Here is a 19,416-nt window from a genome sequence, read left to right on the forward strand (position 1 = left end):
TCGCACGCCACAGAAGAGAGACCCCATGTCCTGGCTGTCCAGATTCAGCCTCGCGCAACGGGCCCTGATCGGGCTGATATCGATCGTCGCCGTCGTCTTCGGGGCGATCGCGATACCGCAGCTCAAGCAGCAGCTGCTGCCCACCATCGAACTGCCGATGGTCTCGGTGCTCGCCCCGTACCAGGGCGCGTCGCCCGACGTGGTCGAGAAGCAGGTCGTCGAGCCGCTGGAAGACACCATCAAGGCTGTCGACGGCATCAAGGGTGTGACCTCGACGGCGAGCGAGGGCAACGCCGTGATCATGGCCCAGTTCGACTACGGCAACGGCACCAAGCAGCTCGTCGCCGACGTCCAGCAGGCCGTGAACCGGGCCCGGGTGAAGATCCCCGACTCGGTCGACCCGCAGGTCGTCGCCGGTTCGACCGACGACATCCCGACGGTCGTCCTGGCCGTCACATCCGACAAGGACCAGCAGGCGCTCTCCGACCAGCTCGACCGCTCGGTCGTCCCGGTCCTCCAGAACATCGACGGCGTCGGCCAGGTCAGCGTCGACGGCGTGCGGGACCTCCAGGTCACCGTCACCCCCGACCCCAAGAAGCTGGCCGCCGCGGGGCTGAACGCTGCCACGCTCAGCCAGGCCCTCCAGGCGGGCGGCGCCGCGCTCCCGGCCGGAGCGTTCTCCGAGGACGGTAAGAGCCGTACGGTCCAGGTCGGCGGCGGCTACACCTCGCTGAAGCAGATCCAGGACCTGCGCGTCACCGGCCAGGCCGCCCCCGGCGGCGCCTCCGCTCAGGGACGGGCCCCCAAGCCGGTGCGCCTCGGTGACATCGCCAAGGTCGCCGAGCAGCCCGCGAACGCGGTCTCCATCACCCGTACGGACGGCAGGCCCAGCCTCTCCCTCTCGCTGACGATGGACCAGGACGGCAGCGCCGTCGCGATCTCCGACGCGGTCAAGGACAAGCTTCCCGAGCTGCGCAAGACCCTCGGATCCGACAGCGAGCTGAAGGTCATCTTCGACCAGGGCCCGTCCGTGTCGAAGTCGATCTCGGGCCTCACCACCGAGGGCGCCCTGGGCCTCCTCTTCGCCGTGATCGTCATCCTGATCTTCCTGGCGTCGCTCCGCTCCACCCTGGTCACCGCGCTCTCCATCCCGCTCTCGGTGCTCCTCGCGCTGATCGTGCTGTGGACCCGCGACCTCTCGCTCAACGTGCTCACCCTCGGCGCGCTCACCATCGCGATCGGCCGGGTGGTCGACGACTCGATCGTCGTCCTGGAGAACATCAAGCGGCACCTGAGCTACGGCGAGGAACGGCAGGCGGCGATCATCGGCGCGGTCCGTGAGGTCGCGGGCGCGGTCACCTCCTCCACGCTGACGACCGTTGCGGTCTTCCTGCCGATCGGCCTCGTCGGCGGCATGGTGGGCCAGCTCTTCGGCTCGTTCTCCATCACGGTCACCGCCGCGCTGCTCGCCTCGCTGCTTGTCTCGCTCACCGTGGTGCCGGTCTTCTCGTACTGGTTCCTGCGCGCCCCCAAGGGCTCGGCCGGCGTCGACCCGCAGGAGCTGCGCCGCAGGGCCGAGGAGAAGGAGGAGCGCAGCCGCCTCCAGCGGTTCTACGTTCCGGTGCTCCGCTTCGCGACCCGGCGCCGTATCACCAGCCTGGTCATCGCGGCGGTGGTGCTCGTCGCCACCTTCGGCATGGCCCCGCTGCTCAAGACCAACTTCTTCGACCAGGGCGACCAGGACACCCTCTCGCTCACCCAGAAGCTCGACCCGGGCACCAGCCTGCAGGCCGCCGACACCGCGGCCAAAAAGGTCGAGAAGGTGCTCGACGGCATCGACACGATCAAGGACTACCAGGTCACGGTCGGCTCCTCCGGCTTCGCGGCTGCCTTCGGCGGCGGTACGGGCGCCAACCAGGCCTCGTACCAGGTGACCCTGAAGAACGCGTCGGACTACGACAGGACACAGGACCGTATCGAGAAGGGCCTGGCCGGTCTGCGCGGCATCGGCGACGCCAGTGTCGGCAGCGGCGGCGGCTTCGGTGACCAGGACCTGAGCGTCGTGGTCAAGGCCGGCGACGGCGACACCCTGAAGAAGGCGTCCGAGCAGGTACGGGCCGCCGTGGCCAAGCTCGACCACGTCAAGGACGTGGAGAGCGACCTCTCGCAGAGCGTGCCGCGGATCTCCGTGCAGACCAACGACAAGGCGGCTGCCGCGGGCTTCAACGAGACGACGCTCGGCGCTGCCGTGGGCCAGGCGGTCCAGGGCACCACGTCGGCGACCAAGGCGATCCTCGACGACACCGAGCGCGATGTCGTCGTGAAGTCGGCGCAGCCTGCCACCACCCTCGCCCAGCTGAAGAACCTCAGCCTCGGGGCGGTCAAGCTCGGCGACATCGCCACCGTGAAGCTGGTCCCGGGACCGGTCTCGATGACCCGTATCGACGGTGCCCGCGCCGCGACGATCACGGCGAAGCCGACCGGTGACAACACGGGCGCGGTCACCACCGCACTCCAGTCGAAGATCGACGACGTCAAGAAGGAGCTGCCCAGCGGCGCGACCGTCGAGATCGGCGGTGTCTCGTCCGACCAGGGCGACGCGTTCAAGAACCTCGCGCTGGCCATGCTGGCCGCCATCGCGATCGTCTTCATGCTCCTGGTGGCGACGTTCCGCTCGCTGGTCCAGCCGCTGATCCTGCTGGTGTCGATCCCGTTCGCGGCCACCGGCGCCATCGGTCTGCTGCTCGTCACCGGCACCCCGATGGGTGTCCCGGCGATGATCGGCATGCTGATGCTGATCGGCATCGTGGTCACCAACGCGATCGTGCTGATCGACCTGATCAACCAGTACCGCTCGCAGGGTCTCGGCGTCGTCGAGGCGGTCGTGGAGGGCGGCAGGCACCGTCTGCGGCCGATCCTGATGACCGCGCTCGCGACGATCTTCGCACTGCTCCCGATGGCGCTCGGCGTCACCGGCGAGGGCGGCTTCATCTCGCAGCCGCTGGCCGTGGTGGTGATCGGTGGTCTGATCACTTCGACGCTGCTGACGCTGCTGCTGGTGCCGACGCTGTACGCGCTGGTGGAGCTCCGCAAGGAGCGCCGCGCGAAGAAGAAGGCCGCCAAGCGCGAGCAGAAGCCGGGCGAAGCGGCTCCGGCGGGCGCCGACTCGTCGTCGGACGAGCCCGAGCCGGCGAACGTCTGACCCCGGGCACGACCGCCGGAGCACGAAACGAGCGGGCCCCGCACACAGCCGTCACAGCTGGGTGCGGGGCCCGCCCGCGTGGTCCGTACGGCCTGAACCGCTTCGGCCCGGCAGGGCGCGGGGCCTACGGCAGCGCCAGCATCCGCTCCAGCGCCATCTTCGCGTACTTCTCGGTCTCCGGATCGACCTCGATCCTGTTCACCGTGGTGCCGTCGGCCAGCGACTCCAGCGTCCACACCAGATGCGGCAGATCGATCCGGTTCATCGTCGAGCAGAAGCACACCGTCTTGTCGAGGAAGACGATCTCCTTGTCCGGGTGGGCGTTGGCCACCCGGCGCACCAGGTTGAGCTCGGTCCCGATCGCCCACTTGGACCCGGCGGGCGCCGCGTCGAGCGCCTTGATGATGTACTCGGTCGATCCCACCTCGTCGGCCGCCGAGACGACCTCGTGCTTGCACTCGGGGTGGACCAGTACCCGTACGCCGGGTATGCGTTCGCGGACGTCGTTGACCGAGTCCAGCGAGAACCGTCCGTGCACCGAGCAGTGCCCGCGCCACAGGATCATCTTCGCGCCGCGCAGCTGCTCGGCGGTGAGGCCGCCGTTCGGCTTGTGCGGGTTGTAGAGGACGCAGTCGTCGAGCGACATCCCCAGGTCCCGGACCGCGGTGTTGCGGCCCAGGTGCTGGTCGGGGAGGAACAGAACCTGCTCGCCCTGCTCGAAGGCCCACTCCAGGGCCCGCTTCGCGTTCGACGAGGTGCAGATCGTGCCGCCGTGCCGGCCGGTGAAGGCCTTGATGTCGGCCGAGGAGTTCATGTACGAGACGGGAACGACGCGCTCGGCGATACCGGCGTCGGTCAGCACGTCCCAGCACTCCGCGACCTGCTCGGCGGTGGCCATGTCGGCCATCGAACAGCCGGCGGCCAGGTCCGGCAGGACGACCTTCTGGTCGTCCGTGGTCAGGATGTCCGCCGACTCGGCCATGAAGTGCACGCCGCAGAAGACGATGTACTCGGCCTCCGGCCTGGCGGCCGCGTCGCGGGCGAGCTTGAAGGAGTCGCCGGTGACGTCGGCGAACTGGATGACCTCGTCGCGCTGGTAGTGGTGGCCGAGCACGAAGACCTTGTCCCCGAGCTTCTCCTTGGCGGCGCGGGCGCGTTCCACCAGGTCAGGGTCGGACGGGGACGGCAGGTCACCCGGGCACTCCACGCCGCGCTCGCTCTTCGGGTCGGCCTCGCGGCCGAGCAGCAGCAGCGCGAGCGGCGACGGCTGTACATCGAGATCCTGGCGGGGCTGGGCGGTGGTCACCACACGCACCCTTTCTTCTCAAGAAACACGCGCGGCTTGTGCCGCTCCGGTGGAGCCGGTGCTGGCACCGGGCCTTCTCGTCGAAATGACGTTATCTATCATAGCCGCTTCACGTCACCTTGACGATGTCGATCTCGTCGATGTGACGTATCCCTGGCCGCCCGGTCCTGTGACGCGGAGGAAAGGGTGTGCGAGCATGAAGGGGCAAAGAGAAGTGCCAGGCCCGGAATGAATCCGCGGCCCTGCCGGTTGCAATGGTCGGCAAGCAGTCCGTACTTCCCCTGCCTCGGCGGGGAGACCCCATCCCGGGAGTGAAGCAGATGTCCGTATCGGACGAGAAGACCACGGTGAGCGACGGCATCCTCCTGTCCGACGCCGCCGCGTCCAAGGTCAAGGCCCTGCTCGACCAGGAAGGCCGTGACGACCTCGCGCTCCGCGTCGCCGTCCAGCCCGGTGGCTGCTCAGGCCTCCGGTATCAGCTCTTCTTCGACGAGCGCTCGCTCGACGGCGATGTGGTCAAGGACTTCGGCGGAGTCAAGGTCGTCACCGACCGGATGAGCGCCCCGTACCTGGGCGGCGCCTCCGTCGACTTCGTCGACACCATCGAGAAGCAGGGCTTCACCATCGACAACCCGAACGCCACCGGCTCGTGCGCCTGCGGCGACTCGTTCAGCTAGCCGGGCCGGGCCGCTCCGTGTGACGCGGCCCGAAGGCACTCGAAGGCGGCGGCCCCGGATCATCCGGGGCCGCCGCCTCTCGCTGTCGCGGAGTCCCTGCCGACTCGGATCCGCGCGGCTCAACTCTGCAGTCACATCTGCGGCACGCGGTCCCCGGTCGCCGCGTCCAGGACCTGGCGGCCGCCCAGCGGCCGGCCCAGTTCCACCTTCTGCGTCATCGCGCCGATGATGTCGGGGCAGACCGTGCCGGGCTTCCGGTGCTGGGCGCCGATCGTCACGCGCACCGTCTTGTCGTCCTCGGTGGTCCGGACGGCGTACTTGCCGCACAGCCGGCCCGTGATGCTCAGCGTGAGACTCCGCCCGTCAGCGCGGTAGGCCGTCGGGCTCTGGCCCGAGCCACCCGGGCTGTTCCCGCCCCCGGACGGTCCCGGCTGCGCCAGATAGCGGCCATCGACCGCCGTCGCGGTGACCGTCCCCGGCTGCGCCGCTCCGGTGGGCCGGGTCTCGAAGAGCCACGAGGGTACGAGGATCTGCCGTCCCCCGGACAGCCGCACCGCGAGCCCGAGTTCCGCGTGGCGGACGGTCACCCGCTGGGGGGCTGCGCTCTTGGACGACGGCGCGCAGGACGCGGACGGCGATGCGCCCGCCGGGCCCCCGGTCAGAGGTTTCATGGTGGCGCAGCCGCCGGTTCCGGCCCCGCCGGCGCCGGCCGTGGGCGTGTTCAGCTGCTTCAGTGCGCCGGCCGCGCTGATCAGCGGATACTCCGCACCCTTGGCGAGGTTCTTCAACGGTCCGCTGCCACGGGTCAGTTGACCGTCCGGTCCGATCTGGAGCCCGGTGGTCCAGCCGTAGGTGGGCAGCCCGCCGACCTTCGGATCGGCGTTCACCACCCGCACCGAACCCATCACCCGGCCGGCGTCGAGCTTCGCGTCACTCTCGCCCAGCGCCTTCAGCAGGGGGGCGGCCGCCGCCTTCGCGGCCTGCTCGCTCACGGCCTTCCCGCCGCCGGCCACGGCGGCGCCTCCGCCCGAACACTCCTTGCCACTGGGGCAGTTGTCGCTTCCGCCGCTGCCGAACCGGGTGAACGTCCAGGTGCCCGGCGCGTGGAGCGCGACCTGGAGCAGCGGGCCGGAACCGTCCTTGCCGGCGCCCACCCGCCAGTCCGTGCCCACGAGCCGGGGTGTACCCGACACGCCGAGCGCACGGGCGAGCCGCGTCACGTCGGCGGCGGTGACGGTTCCGTCGGGGCGGTACACCGGCGCCGACTTCGGCGCGGCCGGCAGAGGCCCGTCGGAGCGGTAGACGCTGCCGTGCGGATCGGGTTCCCCGGGCGCTATACCCGCGGAACCGCCGCCCGGCGCCGACTGGTCCAGCGCGAGGGGGGCGGGCCCCCTCGAATGCGCCGTGCTGCCGGAGCTGCCGGTCTCCGTGCCGCCGCTGTCGTGACCGGCCGCGGTCGCCGCCCAGTAGGCCCCGCCGCCTCCCGCCAGCAGCACCGCCGCCGCTACCGAGGTGACGGCGGCGGGAGACCGCCGCCGACGGGTACGTGCCGTGTCGTGCTCGGGTCGCTCGCTGCTCACCGCATGCTCCTTCGACTCCGCTGCCGTCCACTGCCGTAAGGCTGTTCCCCCGTACGGGGGAACACGGATGGGACGGGGCGGGGGAGCGCACGGTTCCCTCGGCCGGCGGTCCGCCGCCGGGCCGGGCGCTTCCGCGGGGCCCGTCAGTCCCCGTACTCGGACATGGAGTCGATGAGCCGCGCGGACGCGGGCGGCACCGTGATCCCGTGGATCAGGGACGGCGGAACAGGCGTGGGGGCGGGCCCGGCGGGCACCACCCAGTGCGGGGCCATGCGCGCACAGTCGCCGCGCAGGTCGGTCAGGTCGGCTTCGGACTCGGACGGGACTGCGGGGTTCGGCGCGATGGAGTTCGGCATATCTGCACCGTAGGCACGGTGGAGCCGGAGTAGAAAGACCTACTATCGGGTAGTTTCTGCCCTTCGAGCCGAGGCGGCCGAAACGGTAGCGTGAGGTGTCAGCCTCCCTCCTCCACAGGAGTGTCCTCGCCGTGCGCATCGCAGTCACCGGCTCCATCGCCACCGACCACCTCATGACCTTCCCCGGCCGCTTCGCCGACCAGCTGGTCGCCGATCAGCTCCACACGGTCTCCCTCTCCTTCCTGGTCGACACCCTCGACGTACGGCGGGGAGGTGTCGGCGCCAACATCTGCTTCGGTATGGGGCAGCTCGGCACGGCCCCGATCCTGGTCGGCGCCGCGGGCGCGGACTTCGACGAGTACCGCGTCTGGCTCGACCGGCACGGTGTGGACACCGGGTCGGTCCGGATCTCCGAGGTCCTGCACACCGCCCGCTTCGTGTGCACCACGGACGCCGACCACAACCAGATCGGCTCGTTCTACACGGGCGCGATGAGCGAGGCCCGCCAGATCGAGCTCCAGTCGGTCGCCGAGCGGGTCGGCGGTCTCGACCTGGTGCTGATCGGCGCGGACGACCCCGAGGCGATGCTCCGCCATACGGAGGAGTGCCGCACCCGGTCGATCCCGTTCGCGGCAGATTTCTCCCAGCAGATCGCCCGGATGACCGGTGAGGACATCAGGACCCTGCTCGCGGGTGCGACGTACCTCTTCTCCAACGAGTACGAGAAGGGGCTCATCGAGTCCAAGACCGGCTGGACCGAGGACGAGATCCTCGCCAGGGTCGGCCACCGGGTCACCACGCTCGGTGCCCGCGGCGTACGGATCGACCGCAGGGGCGATGAGCCGATCGTGGTCGGCTGCGCGGAGGAGGAGGCCAAGGTCGACCCCACGGGTGTGGGCGACGCGTTCCGCGCCGGCTTCCTGTCGGGGCTCTCGTGGGGGGTGAATCTGGAGCGGGCGGCGCAGATCGGCTGCATGCTGGCCACGCTGGTGATCGAGACGCTGGGCACGCAGGAGTACACCCTGCGCCGCGCCAACTTCATGGACCGCTTCACCAAGGCCTACGGCCACGACGCGGCGGAAGAGGTCAGGACCCACCTCAAGTAGGCGCGCGCCCCCGGATTCCCGACCGTGCCGCTCCGGAATCCGGGGCGGCCTCGTCCGGGTCCGGCCGGCCGCGGCGTCACAGGGCCCGGCCGTCTCACGACACGCGGCGCACCCGGAAGGCGGTACCCCCGTCGACCGGGTGCGCTCCCTCGTAGCCCTGCCCCCGCATCTCGCACCACGCCGGCACATCGAGCCGCGCGGCCTCGTCGTCCGAGAGCACCGTCACCACGCCGCCCACGGGCACATCCCCGATCACCTTGGCGAGCTCGATCACCGGGATCGGGCACCGCTTCCCGAGCGCGTCCACGACGAACTCCGCCGCGGGGCCCGCGCCGGGGGGCACCCCGGCCCCCGCGTCCGGCTCCGCCGTGACATCCGCCGCGGCCCCCGCCTGCGTGCCACGCACCTGCCCCGGAGCCCCGGCCGCCGAGGCCCCGGCGCCCAGCCGCTCACGTACCGAACGGACCACCCCCGGGAGCACCTCCAGGAATCGGTCCACCTCCGCCTCCGCCGCACCGAGGGGCAGCGAGACGCGGACGTTCCCCTCCGAGAGCACCCCCATCGCCCGCAGCACATGACTGGGCGTCAGCGTGCTGCTGGTGCAGGACGAACCGGATGACACGGAGAAACCGGCCATATCCAGCTCGTGCAGCAGGGTCTCCCCGTCGACATAGAGACAGGAGAACGTCACGAGATGCGGCAGCCGCCGCACCGGATCGCCGACCACCTCGACATCAGGCACCAGCTCGCGCACCGAGGCCCTGATCCGGTCCACGAGCCCCCGCAGCCGCGCCGACTCGGCCTCCGCCCCGGCCCGTACGGCCCTCAGTGACGCCGCGGCGGCCACGATCGCCGGGACGTTCTCGAAGCCGGCCGCCCGCCCGGACTCCCGCTCGTCCGCCGGGCCTTGGGGGACGAACCTCACACCTTTCCGTACGGCGAGGAGTCCCACCCCGGCCGGGCCGCCCCACTTGTGCGCGCTGGCGGTGAGCAGTGACCAGTCCCCGCCGACCGGCCCCCAGCCCAGCGACTGGGCCGCGTCCACCAGAAGCGGCACCCCCGCGGCCCGGCAGGCGCCGGCGACCTCGGCCACCGGCTGCTCGGTGCCGACCTCGTGGTTGGCGGACTGCAGACAGGCCAGTGCCGTCCCCGCGTTCAGTGCGGCCGCGAAGGTGCCGGGGTCCACCGCCCCGGTCCGCCCGACCGCCACCTCGGCCACCGAACCGCCCCTCGCCTCATGGGCGGCCGCCGAATGGAGCACGGACGAGTGTTCGACCGCAGACACCACCAGATGGCCGCCGACACGCCGACGGCCAGAAAGAGCGCCGGCAATTCCGGAGTGGACCGCCCGGGTCCCCGACGAGGTGAATACGAGCTCGTCCGGGCGGCATCCGACCGCTTCGGCAGCCGCCTCCCGGGCCGCGTCGAGCAACAGCCGCACCCGCCTGCCCTCCCGGTACAGGCGGGCCGGATCGGCCCAGCCGTCGTCCAGGGAGGCTTGCAGGGCCTGACGTGCGACGGGGTGCAGGGGTGCGGAGGACGCGACATCGAAGTAGGGCACGGCGTCACGCTAGCCGCCGGGCGCGGACGGGCCGTCCGCCGTCCCCGGGGAGGGACCGTCAGATGCCCGCCGGAAGCCGGGATTCCACCCCTTCGGGGTGTCGGACGGCGCGTTGGGCACCCTCCCCGCGCGGCCCCAAATGGCCTCCAGTAGGGTTTGGTCCGCATAAACATCCAAACCCCTGCCCGAGCAGGACCGGCGACCGACCTCGATGCGGCCGCAGCCGGCCGCACGGGCGAGACTCTCGGGAAGGCGCTACGTGAGTCCCAACGGCTCCGACCGCTCGTCGCGGCGCCCGATGCGGCGGAAGCTGCCGCAGGTGCTGACTGCGGGCCTGATCCTTGTAACCGCTACCGGTTGCTCGTACAAGGATTTCCCCCGCCTTGGTATGCCCACCCCGGTAACGGAAGAGGCACCTCGGATCCTCTCCCTCTGGCAGGGCTCGTGGGCGGCAGCGCTCGCCACGGGCGTGCTGGTGTGGGGGCTGATCATCTGGAGTGTCATCTTCCACCGGCGTAGCCGGACCAAGGTGGAGGTACCTCCGCAGACCCGGTACAACATGCCCATCGAGGCCTTGTACACCGTGGTCCCTCTCATCATCGTCTCGGTGCTCTTCTACTTCACCGCGCGCGATGAGTCGAAGATCCTCAATCTCTCGCCGAAACCCGCCCACACGGTCAACGTGGTCGGATTCCAGTGGAGCTGGGGCTTCAACTACGTGGAGGACGTGGACGGCAACCCGTCCACGGGCAACGCGGCGAAGACCACAGAGCTGTCCGACATTCCGGACCGCTTCACCAAGCAATTCCCCAAGGGAGCCGAAGGCGTCTACGACGTCGGCACGCCGGCCTCCAAGAACCCGCAGACCGGCAACCCGGGGCCGACCCTCTGGCTGCCCAAGGGCGAGAAGGTCCGCTTCGTTCTCACGTCGCGCGACGTCATCCATGACTTCTGGGTGGTGCCGTTCCTCATGAAGATGGACGTTGTCCCGGGCCACACCAACTCCTTCGAGGTGACCCCCAACCAGGAGGGCACCTTCCTGGGCAAGTGCGCTGAGCTGTGCGGCGTAGACCACTCCCGGATGCTCTTCAACGTGAAGGTCGTCTCCCCGGAGCGCTACAAGCAGCACCTCAAGGACCTGGCGACCAAGCAGCACCAGAACGGCTACATCCCCGCCGGGATCGCGCAGACTGGCCACGCCAAGAACGCGGAGACGAACAACCTGTGAGCATCCTCAACGAACCTCAGGGTGCCGCCGCAGCAGACGACTCCTACGAGAGCGAGCTGCCGGTACGGCGCAAAGAGCCGGGAAACATCGTCATCAAGTGGATGACCACCACTGATCACAAGACGATCGGCACGATGTATCTGGTCACATCGTTCGCCTTCTTCTGCATCGGCGGTGTGCTGGCGCTCGTCATGCGCGCCGAGCTGGCCCGTCCGGGTACGCAGATCGTGTCGAACGAGCAGTTCAACCAGGCGTTCACGATGCACGGCACGATCATGCTGCTGATGTTCGCGACGCCGCTCTTCGCCGGGTTCGCGAACTGGATCATGCCGTTGCAGATCGGGGCGCCCGATGTGGCGTTCCCGCGGCTGAACATGTTCGCGTACTGGCTGTACCTCTTCGGCTCGCTCATCGCGGTCGGTGGATTCATCACCCCGGACGGCGCGGCCGACTTCGGCTGGTTCGCCTACTCCCCGCTGTCGGACGCAGTCCGGTCACCGGGTGTCGGCGCCGATATGTGGATCATGGGTCTGGCCTTCTCGGGCTTCGGCACGATCCTCGGCTCGGTCAACTTCATCACCACGATCATCTGCATGCGCGCGCCCGGCATGACGATGTTCCGTATGCCGATCTTCGTGTGGAACGTCCTGCTGACCGGTGTCCTGGTCCTGCTGGCCTTCCCGGTACTCGCCGCCGCACTCTTCGCGCTGGAGGCGGACCGCAAGTTCGGCGCTCATGTATTCGATGCGTCAAATGGCGGCGCGCTCCTATGGCAACACCTCTTCTGGTTCTTCGGCCATCCAGAGGTGTACATCATCGCGCTGCCATTCTTCGGAATTATTTCCGAAGTGATTCCAGTGTTCTCCAGAAAGCCGATGTTCGGATACATCGGCCTGGTCGCCGCGACGATTTCGATCGCCGGTCTCTCCGTGACGGTGTGGGCCCACCACATGTACGTCACCGGCGGTGTGCTCCTGCCGTTCTTCTCCTTCATGACCTTCCTGATCGCAGTGCCGACCGGTGTGAAGTTCTTCAACTGGATCGGCACGATGTGGAAGGGGTCGCTGTCCTTCGAGACACCGATGCTCTGGGCCGTCGGCTTCCTGATCACCTTCACCTTCGGTGGTCTGACCGGCGTCATCCTGGCTTCGCCCCCGATGGACTTCCACGTCTCCGACTCGTACTTCGTCGTCGCGCACTTCCACTACGTCATCTTCGGCACCGTGGTCTTCGCGATGTTCTCCGGATTCCACTTCTGGTGGCCGAAGTTCACGGGCAAGATGCTGGACGAGCGGCTCGGCAAGATCACCTTCTGGACGCTGTTCGTGGGCTTCCACGGGACGTTCCTGGTGCAGCACTGGCTGGGTGTCGAGGGCATGCCGCGCCGCTACGCGGACTACCTGGCAGCTGACGGCTTCACCACGCTGAACACCATCTCGACCATCAGCTCCTTCCTGCTGGGCCTGTCGATCCTGCCGTTCTTCTACAACGTCTGGAAGACCGCCAAGTACGGCAAGAAGGTCGAGGTCGACGACCCGTGGGGCTACGGCCGTTCGCTCGAATGGGCGACGTCCTGCCCGCCGCCCCGGCACAACTTCACGACCCTCCCGAGGATCCGCTCCGAATCCCCGGCGTTCGACCTGCACCACCCGGAGATCGCGGCTCTCGACCAGCTCGAGAACCACGGTTCCGGTGACAAGGTCCTGTCCGGCGGCAAGGAGGCGGGCAAGTGAAGGTCCAAGGCAAGATGTTCATCGGGCTGGCCATCTTCATCCTCGCCTCGGCGGTCGTCTACGGCGTGTGGTCGAAGGAGGCAGCCGGAACGACGGCCCTCTTCATGGCCTTCGGGCTGAGCATCATGATCGGCTTCTACCTGGCCTTCACGGCCAGGCGGATCGACGCCGGCGCGATGGACAACAAGGAGGCCGACGTCGCGGACGACGCCGGTGAGGTGGGCTTCTTCGCCCCGCACAGCTGGCAGCCGATCTCGCTGGCCGTGGGTGGTGCGCTCGCCTTCCTGGCCATCGCCATGGGCTGGTGGCTGCTGTACTTCTCGGCACCGCTCGTAGTGGTCGGCCTCTGGGGCTGGGTCTTCGAGTTCTACCGCGGGGAGAACCAGAACCAGTAGGGGCTGCTCGCTCCACCGCTGGACCGAACGAGGGGCCCGGACGCCGATCAGGTGTCCGGGCCCCCTCGTTTGCAGTCATCCGGCGTGCCGTTACCAGGCAATCTTCATAACGTGTGCATATGAGACAAGCACCTCGAATCCGTACGGTCCTGAGCTGCACGCTGCTGGTCGTGTCCCTTGGGGCGGCGGCTACCGCGTGCGGCACGTCCGGCAGTAATCCGCTCGCCGCTTCGCCGTTCAACGCGGGTGATTCGATATCCGTCAACGGCCCCTCGGGTGACGGCAAGGCCAACCCCGACAAGCCGCTCGAAATCACCTCCAAGGGTGACGGTGGCCGCATCACCGATGTGACGGCCACGGACGGCACAGGGCGCCAGCTGGCGGGCGAACTCTCCGCCGACGGCACCAGGTGGCACAACACCGTCCCGCTGGCCGCAGGTGTGCACTACACGGTCCGGGTCGCCACCGAGGACGACGACGGCGCGCCGGGCAACCGGACGATGACCTTCGACACCGCCTCCGCCTCCCACCGGCTCAACGTCACATTCGGCCCCAAGGGGGGCGAGTACGGCGTCGGCCAGCCGGTCACCGCCCAACTCAGCGCCCCGGTCAAGGGCAAGGCCGCCCGCGCCCAGGTCGAGCGCGCCCTGAAGGTGGACTCGATGCCCTCCGTCGAAGGCGCCTGGTACTGGGTGGACAGCAAGACGCTGCACTACCGGCCCAAGGAGTACTGGCCCGCGCACGCCACGATCAACGTGCACAGCAACCTCAACGGGATCAAGGTGGCCGACAAGCTCTACGGCGGCGCCGCCAAGCCGCTGAGGCTGAGGACGGGGGACCGGCTGGAGGCCATAACGGACGCCTCGTCCCACGAGATGACGGTCAAGCGCGACGGTCAGGTGATCAACACCATCCCGGTGACCACCGGCAAGCCGGGCTTCTCCACCCGTAACGGCGTCAAGGTCGTGCTGGGCAAGACGTACTTCATCCGCATGACCAGTTCCAGCATCGGGATAGCCGCCGGCAGCTCCGACTCGTACGACCTGCCGGTCTACTACGCGACGCAGGTCACACTCAGCGGTGAGTACGTGCACGCCGCGCCCTGGTCCGAAGGATCCCAGGGCTCCGCCAACACCAGCCACGGCTGCACCGGTATGAGCACGGGCAACGCCGCCTGGTTCTTCAACCACGTGCGCCAGGGCGACATAGTCAAGGTCGTCGGCAGCGACGGCGACACCATGACGCCCTTCGACAACGGCTACGGCGACTGGAACGTGTCCTGGGCCAAATGGGCGAAGGGCAGCGCCCTGACGGACGGGAAGCAGAACACCGGGACCCCCGCGCAGACGGACCGGCTGCGGCCCGCCGCGCTCTGATCCCCGGCGGCTCCGTGCCTCCGCGGGGGAGGGTGTCGATTCCCCTGGTCCCGAATGGCCCCGACCGGTCAGGACCGGATCAGGACCCCGCGGAGACGGTGCCCGCCGAGAGCCGGCCACGCACCAGGGCGGCCAGTGTGCCCGCGAACTCCACCGGCTCCACCGGAAGGGTCACCGCAGCGTCCGCGCGGCTCCAGGTGGCCAGCCAGGCGTCCTGCGGACGCCCGATCAGCAGCAGCACGGGCGGGCAGTGGAAGATCTCGTCCTTGATCTGCCTGCAGACGCCCATACCGCCCGCGGGAACCGACTCGCCGTCCAGTACGCAGACGTCGATCCCGCCGTTGTCCAGGGCGCCGAGCACCGCGTCGAGCGTCGCGCACTCCAGGTACTGCACCGGCGGCACGTCCGAAGCCGGCCTGCGACCCGCCGCGAGCCGAACCTGTTCACGGGTGTTCGCGTTGTCGCTGTAGACCAGGACCGTGGCGCTCGGCTGCATTGTTCCTCCGTGACGGCTGTGTCTGCGGGGTCTGCGGGATCTGCGGGGCCCGCGGGGCCCGTTGGGCTTGGACCTTGGCGCGGATGCTACTCCGTCCGACACCTCGTCAACACCGTTACGGACCTGCTCGCGATGGGCCGTTCGGGCTGGACACGAGCCGCTGACACACCGAACGGCACCCCCCAGGGTGAGGGCGGGATAAGCGACCGACATAATGTCGGTCGTGGCGACAGCAACGACAGTAGAAACCGGGCACGCGCACCCGTCGGTCAATCGGCCGAACCTCACCAGCGTCGGAACCATCATCTGGTTGAGTTCCGAGCTGATGTTCTTCGCGGCCCTCTTCGCGATGTACTTCACCCTGCGATCGGTGACGGGTCCCGAGCACTGGAAGGATATGGCGTCCTCGCTGAACGTTCCTTTCTCGGCGACGAACACCACGATCCTTGTGCTCTCTTCCCTCACATGCCAGCTCGGCGTCTTCGCCGCCGAGCGCGGCGATGTGAAGAAGTTGCGCTCGTGGTTCTCGATCACGTTCGTGATGGGTGCGATCTTCATCGGAGGCCAGATCTTCGAGTACACCAGCCTGGTGAAGGAGGACGGCCTCTCGCTCTCCTCCGACCCGTACGGCTCGGTGTTCTACCTGACTACCGGCTTCCACGGCTTGCACGTGACAGGCGGCCTGATCGCCTTCCTGTTCGTACTCGGCAGGACATACGCGGCCAAGAGATTCACGCACCAGCAGGCAACCGCAGCCATCGTCGTGTCCTATTACTGGCACTTCGTCGATGTCGTGTGGATCGGCCTCTTCGCGACGATTTACCTGATCAAGTAATCGGGCCCGACGCCCCACTCATCCAGCAAGCACCGACGCAGAAGATCCTGACACCGGGGTAATCCGTGAAAAAGCTCTCCGCACGACGACGCCACCCGTTGGCGGCGGTCGTCGTCCTACTCCTCGCGCTGGCGGCCACCGGGGGGCTGTATGCCGCGTTCGCGCCCGCGGGCAAGGCGCAGGCCGACGACACCTCCCAGTCCCTCGCCATCAGTGAGGGCAAGAAGCTGTTCTCCGTGGGCTGCGCAAGCTGCCACGGAATGGGCGGCCAGGGCACGTCCGACGGCCCCAGCCTGGTCGGCGTCGGCTCAGCCGCCGTGGACTTCCAGGTCGGCACCGGCCGTATGCCCGCGCAGCAGCCCGGCGCCCAGGTGCCGAAGAAGAAGGTCATCTACTCGCAGGGCGACATCGACCAGCTCGCCGCCTACGTGGCTTCCCTCGGCGCCGGACCCATCGCGCCGACCTCGAAGCAGTACAGCGACAAGGGCGCCGACGTCGCAGCCGGTGGCCAGCTCTTCCGCACCAACTGCGCCCAGTGCCACAACTTCACGGGTGAGGGCGGTGCTCTGACGCACGGCAAGTTCGCCCCGAGCCTTGAAGGCGTGGACCCGAAGCACATCTACGAGGCCATGCAGACCGGCCCGCAGAACATGCCGAACTTCCCCGACACGACGATGCCGGAGAAGCAGAAGCAGAACATCATCGCATTCGTCAAGACCGTCAACGGCGACAACTCCGCCAGCGAGGGCGGCCTCAAGCTGGGCGGCCTCGGCCCGGTCAGCGAAGGTCTGTTCGGCTGGATCTTCGGACTCGGTGCGCTGATCGCGGTTGCCATCTGGGTCGCGGCCCACACCGCTAAGGCCAAGAAGTCATGAGTAGCCAAGAGAATTCCGAAGAGAACCTGCCGAGTGAGCAGGATGCCGCGCACGGCGCGGTGGAGACCGCGAAGGATCCGTTCGCGGATCCGGGACTGCCGGCCCACAAGCCGCGTATCCAGGACATCGACGAGCGGGCAGCCAAGCGCTCCGAGCGCGTGGTCGCCTTCCTGTTCACGCTCTCGATGCTGGCGACGATCGCGTTCATCGCGTCCTACGTGATCTTCCCGGTCGACAAGATCGTCTTCATCTTCCCGTTCGGGCACGTGAGCGCGCTCAACTTCTCCCTGGGGCTGACCCTGGGCGTGGCGCTCTTCACGATCGGCGCGGGCGCGGTCCACTGGGCCCGCACGCTGATGTCGGACGTCGAGATGCCGGCCGAGCGCCACCCGATCGAGGCCCCGGCCGAGGTCAAGGCGCAGGTCATGGCGGACTTCGCGGCAGGCGCCGCCGAGTCCGGCTTCGGCCGCCGCAAGCTGATCCGCACCACGCTGTTCGGCGCGATGGCCATGGTGCCGCTCGCCGGTGTGATGCTGCTGCGCGACCTCGGTCCGCTGCCGGAGAAGAAGCTCCGCAAGACCCTTTGGGCGCGCGGCAAGGTGCTCATCAACATGAACACCAACCAGCCTCTGCGCCCCGAGGACGTGGCCGTCGGTTCGCTGACGTTCGCCATGCCCCAGGGTCTCGAGGAGTCCGACGAGGACTTCCAGACGCAGATCGCCAAGGCTGCCCTGATGATCGTCCGTATCCAGCCGGACAACATCAAGGACAAGAAGGAACGCGAGTGGGCCCACGACGGCATCGTCGCGTTCTCGAAGATCTGCACCCACGTCGGCTGCCCGATCAGCCTGTACGAGCAGCAGACGCACCACGTGCTCTGCCCGTGCCACCAGTCCACCTTCGACCTGTCCGACGGCGCCCGCGTCATCTTCGGCCCGGCCGGCCACGCCCTTCCGCAGCTGCGGATCGGTGTGAACGGCGAGGGTAATCTCGAAGCGCTCGGCGACTTCGCAGAGCCCGTCGGTCCTGCCTTCTGGGAGCGCGGATGAGCACCGTGACGGATTCACAGCGCAAGGCGCCCGCCGGCGAGCGGGTGGCCGACTGGGCCGACGGCCGTCTGGGCATCTACGGCCTGGCCAAGACCAACATGCGCAAGATCTTCCCGGACCACTGGTCCTTCATGCTCGGGGAGATCTGCCTCTACAGCTTCATCATCATCATCCTCACGGGTGTGTATCTGACGCTGTTCTTCCACCCGAGCATGAACGAGGTCGTCTACGACGGCCCGTACGTGCCGCTCCAGGGCATCCACATGTCCGAGGCGTACGCCTCGACGGTGAACATCAGCCTGGAGGTCCGCGGCGGACTGCTCATCCGGCAGATCCACCACTGGGCGGCGCTGGTCTTCCTGGCCGGCATGCTGGTGCACATGATGCGCGTGTTCTTCACGGGCGCCTTCCGCAAGCCGCGCGAGATCAACTGGCTCTTCGGCTTCCTGCTGCTGGTGCTCGGGATGTTCACCGGGTTCACCGGCTACTCCCTCCCGGACGACCTGCTGTCCGGCACGGGTGTGCGGTTCATGGAGGGCGTCATGCTCTCCATCCCGATCGTCGGCTCGTACCTGTCGATGTTCCTGTACGGCGGTGAGTTCCCCGGCGGCGACTTCGTCTCGCGGTTCTACTCGGTCCACGTACTGCTGCTGCCGGGCATCATGCTCGGGCTGCTGGTCGGCCACCTGATCCTGGTCTTCTACCACAAGCACACGCAGTTCGCGGGTCCGGGCAAGTCCAACAAGAACGTGGTCGGCATGCCGCTGCTGCCGGTCTACATGGCCAAGGCCGGGGGCTTCTTCTTCCTGGTCTTCGGTGTCATCGCGGCGATGGCGGCGATCGCCTCGATCAACCCGATCTGGGAGATCGGCCCGTACCGCCCGGACCAGGTGTCGACCGGCGCCCAGCCCGACTGGTACATGGGCTTCTCCGAAGGACTCGTCCGCATCATGCCGGGCTGGGAGATCAACGCCTGGGGTCACACGCTCGTCCTGGGTGTGTTCATCCCGATCGTGGTCTTCCCGCTGGTCCTGGTCGGGATCGGTGTCTACCCCTTCATCGAGTCCTGGATCACCGGGGACAAGCGCGAGCACCACATCCTGGACCGCCCGCGCAACGCCCCGACGCGTACGGGTCTCGGCGTCGCCTGGATCACGCTGTATCTGATCCTGCTCGTCGGTGGCGGCAACGACCTCTGGGCGACGCACTTCGATCTGTCGATCAACGCGATCACCTGGTTCGTACGGATCGGGATGTTCGTCGGACCGGTCATCGCCTTCATCGTGGCCAAGCGCTGGTGCCTGGGTCTTCAGCGCCGTGACCGGGAGAAGGTGCTGCACGGGCGTGAGTCCGGCATCATCAAGCGCCTCCCGCACGGTGAGTTCATCGAGGTCCACGAGCCGCTCAAGGCCGAGCAGCTGCACACCCTGACCGCGCACGAGCAGTACCAGCCGCTCGAGATCGGCCCAGAGGTCGACGAGAACGGTGTCGCGCGCAAGGTGTCCCGCCTGACCAAGGTCCGCGCCAAGCTGAGCAAGGGCTACTACGGCGAGCACAACCAGATCGAGAAGCCCACTGCCGAGGAGTACAAGGAGATCACCAGCGGCCACGGTCACCACTGATCACCTGACCGACTGAGAA

The 19,416-nt window shown here is 68.3% G+C and carries 16 protein-coding genes; 11 read left to right on the forward strand and 5 right to left on the reverse strand.

Annotated features, from left to right (window positions below; genetic code table 11):
• The first annotated feature begins 25 nt into the window (after nucleotides 1–25).
• Entirely contained in the window at nucleotides 26–3,202 is a 3,177-nt protein-coding gene (locus OG584_RS26190; RefSeq protein WP_405781394.1) for an efflux RND transporter permease subunit, read from the forward strand.
• A 124-nt stretch (nucleotides 3,203–3,326) separates the two neighbouring features.
• On the opposite strand, the gene nadA is transcribed toward OG584_RS26190, so the two are convergent.
• Nucleotides 3,327–4,517, reverse strand: a complete 1,191-nt coding sequence (nadA, locus tag OG584_RS26195) for a quinolinate synthase NadA (protein WP_405781396.1) — start codon at nucleotides 4,515–4,517, stop codon at nucleotides 3,327–3,329.
• A gap of 311 nt (nucleotides 4,518–4,828) precedes the next feature.
• On the opposite strand from nadA, the gene OG584_RS26200 reads away from it, so the two are divergent.
• Nucleotides 4,829–5,185: an iron-sulfur cluster assembly accessory protein gene (locus tag OG584_RS26200; protein ID WP_164264231.1), complete on the forward strand. Its 357-nt coding sequence runs from the start codon at nucleotides 4,829–4,831 to the stop codon at nucleotides 5,183–5,185.
• A gap of 131 nt (nucleotides 5,186–5,316) precedes the next feature.
• On the opposite strand, the gene OG584_RS26205 is transcribed toward OG584_RS26200, so the two are convergent.
• Together OG584_RS26205 and OG584_RS26210 are read right to left on the reverse strand one after the other, a co-directional pair.
• Nucleotides 5,317–6,765: a hypothetical protein gene (locus tag OG584_RS26205; RefSeq protein ID WP_405781398.1), complete on the reverse strand. Its 1,449-nt coding sequence runs from the start codon at nucleotides 6,763–6,765 to the stop codon at nucleotides 5,317–5,319.
• Nucleotides 6,766–6,908: 143 nt separating this feature from the next.
• Nucleotides 6,909–7,121, reverse strand: coding sequence for a hypothetical protein (locus OG584_RS26210; protein ID WP_405781400.1), 213 nt, complete (start codon nucleotides 7,119–7,121; stop codon nucleotides 6,909–6,911).
• A gap of 131 nt (nucleotides 7,122–7,252) precedes the next feature.
• Between OG584_RS26210 and OG584_RS26215 the strand changes: the two genes are divergently transcribed.
• Entirely contained in the window at nucleotides 7,253–8,227 is a 975-nt protein-coding gene (locus OG584_RS26215; RefSeq protein ID WP_405781402.1) for a carbohydrate kinase family protein, read from the forward strand.
• Between the two features lie 94 nt (nucleotides 8,228–8,321).
• Here OG584_RS26215 and OG584_RS26220 read toward each other — a convergent pair whose 3' ends face one another.
• Nucleotides 8,322–9,788, reverse strand: a complete 1,467-nt coding sequence (locus OG584_RS26220) for a cysteine desulfurase/sulfurtransferase TusA family protein (protein WP_405781404.1) — start codon at nucleotides 9,786–9,788, stop codon at nucleotides 8,322–8,324.
• Between the two features lie 259 nt (nucleotides 9,789–10,047).
• On the opposite strand from OG584_RS26220, the gene coxB reads away from it, so the two are divergent.
• The 4 genes from coxB (at nucleotide 10,048) to OG584_RS26240 (ending at nucleotide 14,520) form a co-directional block, all read left to right on the forward strand.
• A complete protein-coding gene (coxB, locus tag OG584_RS26225) occupies nucleotides 10,048–11,016 on the forward strand; it encodes a cytochrome c oxidase subunit II (protein ID WP_405781405.1) in 969 nt (322 codons plus the stop codon).
• The gene (gene ctaD, locus OG584_RS26230) at nucleotides 11,013–12,749 is read left to right on the forward strand and encodes a cytochrome c oxidase subunit I (protein ID WP_405781406.1); all 1,737 of its coding nucleotides are present in this window, start codon (nucleotides 11,013–11,015) and stop codon (nucleotides 12,747–12,749) included. Before coxB ends, ctaD begins: the two co-directional genes overlap by 4 nt.
• Nucleotides 12,746–13,144 carry a cytochrome c oxidase subunit 4 gene (locus OG584_RS26235; RefSeq protein WP_405781408.1) on the forward strand — a complete coding sequence of 133 codons (399 nt, stop codon included), beginning with the start codon at nucleotides 12,746–12,748 and terminating at the stop codon, nucleotides 13,142–13,144. The genes ctaD and OG584_RS26235 overlap by 4 nt, the downstream gene beginning before the upstream one ends.
• A 119-nt stretch (nucleotides 13,145–13,263) precedes the next feature.
• Entirely contained in the window at nucleotides 13,264–14,520 is a 1,257-nt protein-coding gene (locus tag OG584_RS26240; RefSeq protein WP_405781410.1) for an Ig-like domain-containing protein, read from the forward strand.
• Nucleotides 14,521–14,599: 79 nt separating this feature from the next.
• Here the strand turns inward: OG584_RS26240 and OG584_RS26245 are convergent, their stop codons facing one another.
• Entirely contained in the window at nucleotides 14,600–15,016 is a 417-nt protein-coding gene (locus OG584_RS26245) for a hypothetical protein (RefSeq protein ID WP_405781412.1), read from the reverse strand.
• Nucleotides 15,017–15,230: 214 nt separating this feature from the next.
• On the opposite strand from OG584_RS26245, the gene OG584_RS26250 reads away from it, so the two are divergent.
• The 4 genes from OG584_RS26250 (at nucleotide 15,231) to OG584_RS26265 (ending at nucleotide 19,397) form a co-directional block, all read left to right on the forward strand.
• Nucleotides 15,231–15,851 carry a heme-copper oxidase subunit III gene (locus OG584_RS26250; RefSeq protein WP_164264241.1) on the forward strand — a complete coding sequence of 207 codons (621 nt, stop codon included), beginning with the start codon at nucleotides 15,231–15,233 and terminating at the stop codon, nucleotides 15,849–15,851.
• A 65-nt stretch (nucleotides 15,852–15,916) separates the two neighbouring features.
• Nucleotides 15,917–16,726: a c-type cytochrome gene (locus OG584_RS26255; RefSeq protein ID WP_405781413.1), complete on the forward strand. Its 810-nt coding sequence runs from the start codon at nucleotides 15,917–15,919 to the stop codon at nucleotides 16,724–16,726.
• The gene (locus OG584_RS26260; RefSeq protein WP_405781415.1) at nucleotides 16,723–17,775 is read left to right on the forward strand and encodes a Rieske 2Fe-2S domain-containing protein; all 1,053 of its coding nucleotides are present in this window, start codon (nucleotides 16,723–16,725) and stop codon (nucleotides 17,773–17,775) included. The genes OG584_RS26255 and OG584_RS26260 overlap by 4 nt, the downstream gene beginning before the upstream one ends.
• On the forward strand, nucleotides 17,772–19,397 hold the full coding sequence (locus OG584_RS26265; protein ID WP_405781417.1) for a cytochrome bc complex cytochrome b subunit: 1,626 nt from the start codon (nucleotides 17,772–17,774) through the stop codon (nucleotides 19,395–19,397). Before OG584_RS26260 ends, OG584_RS26265 begins: the two co-directional genes overlap by 4 nt.
• The last annotated feature ends 19 nt before the right edge of the window (nucleotides 19,398–19,416 follow it).

Origin of the sequence: Streptomyces sp. NBC_00859, from assembly GCF_045161865.1 — a bacterium.
Classification (GTDB): domain Bacteria; phylum Actinomycetota; class Actinomycetes; order Streptomycetales; family Streptomycetaceae; genus Streptomyces.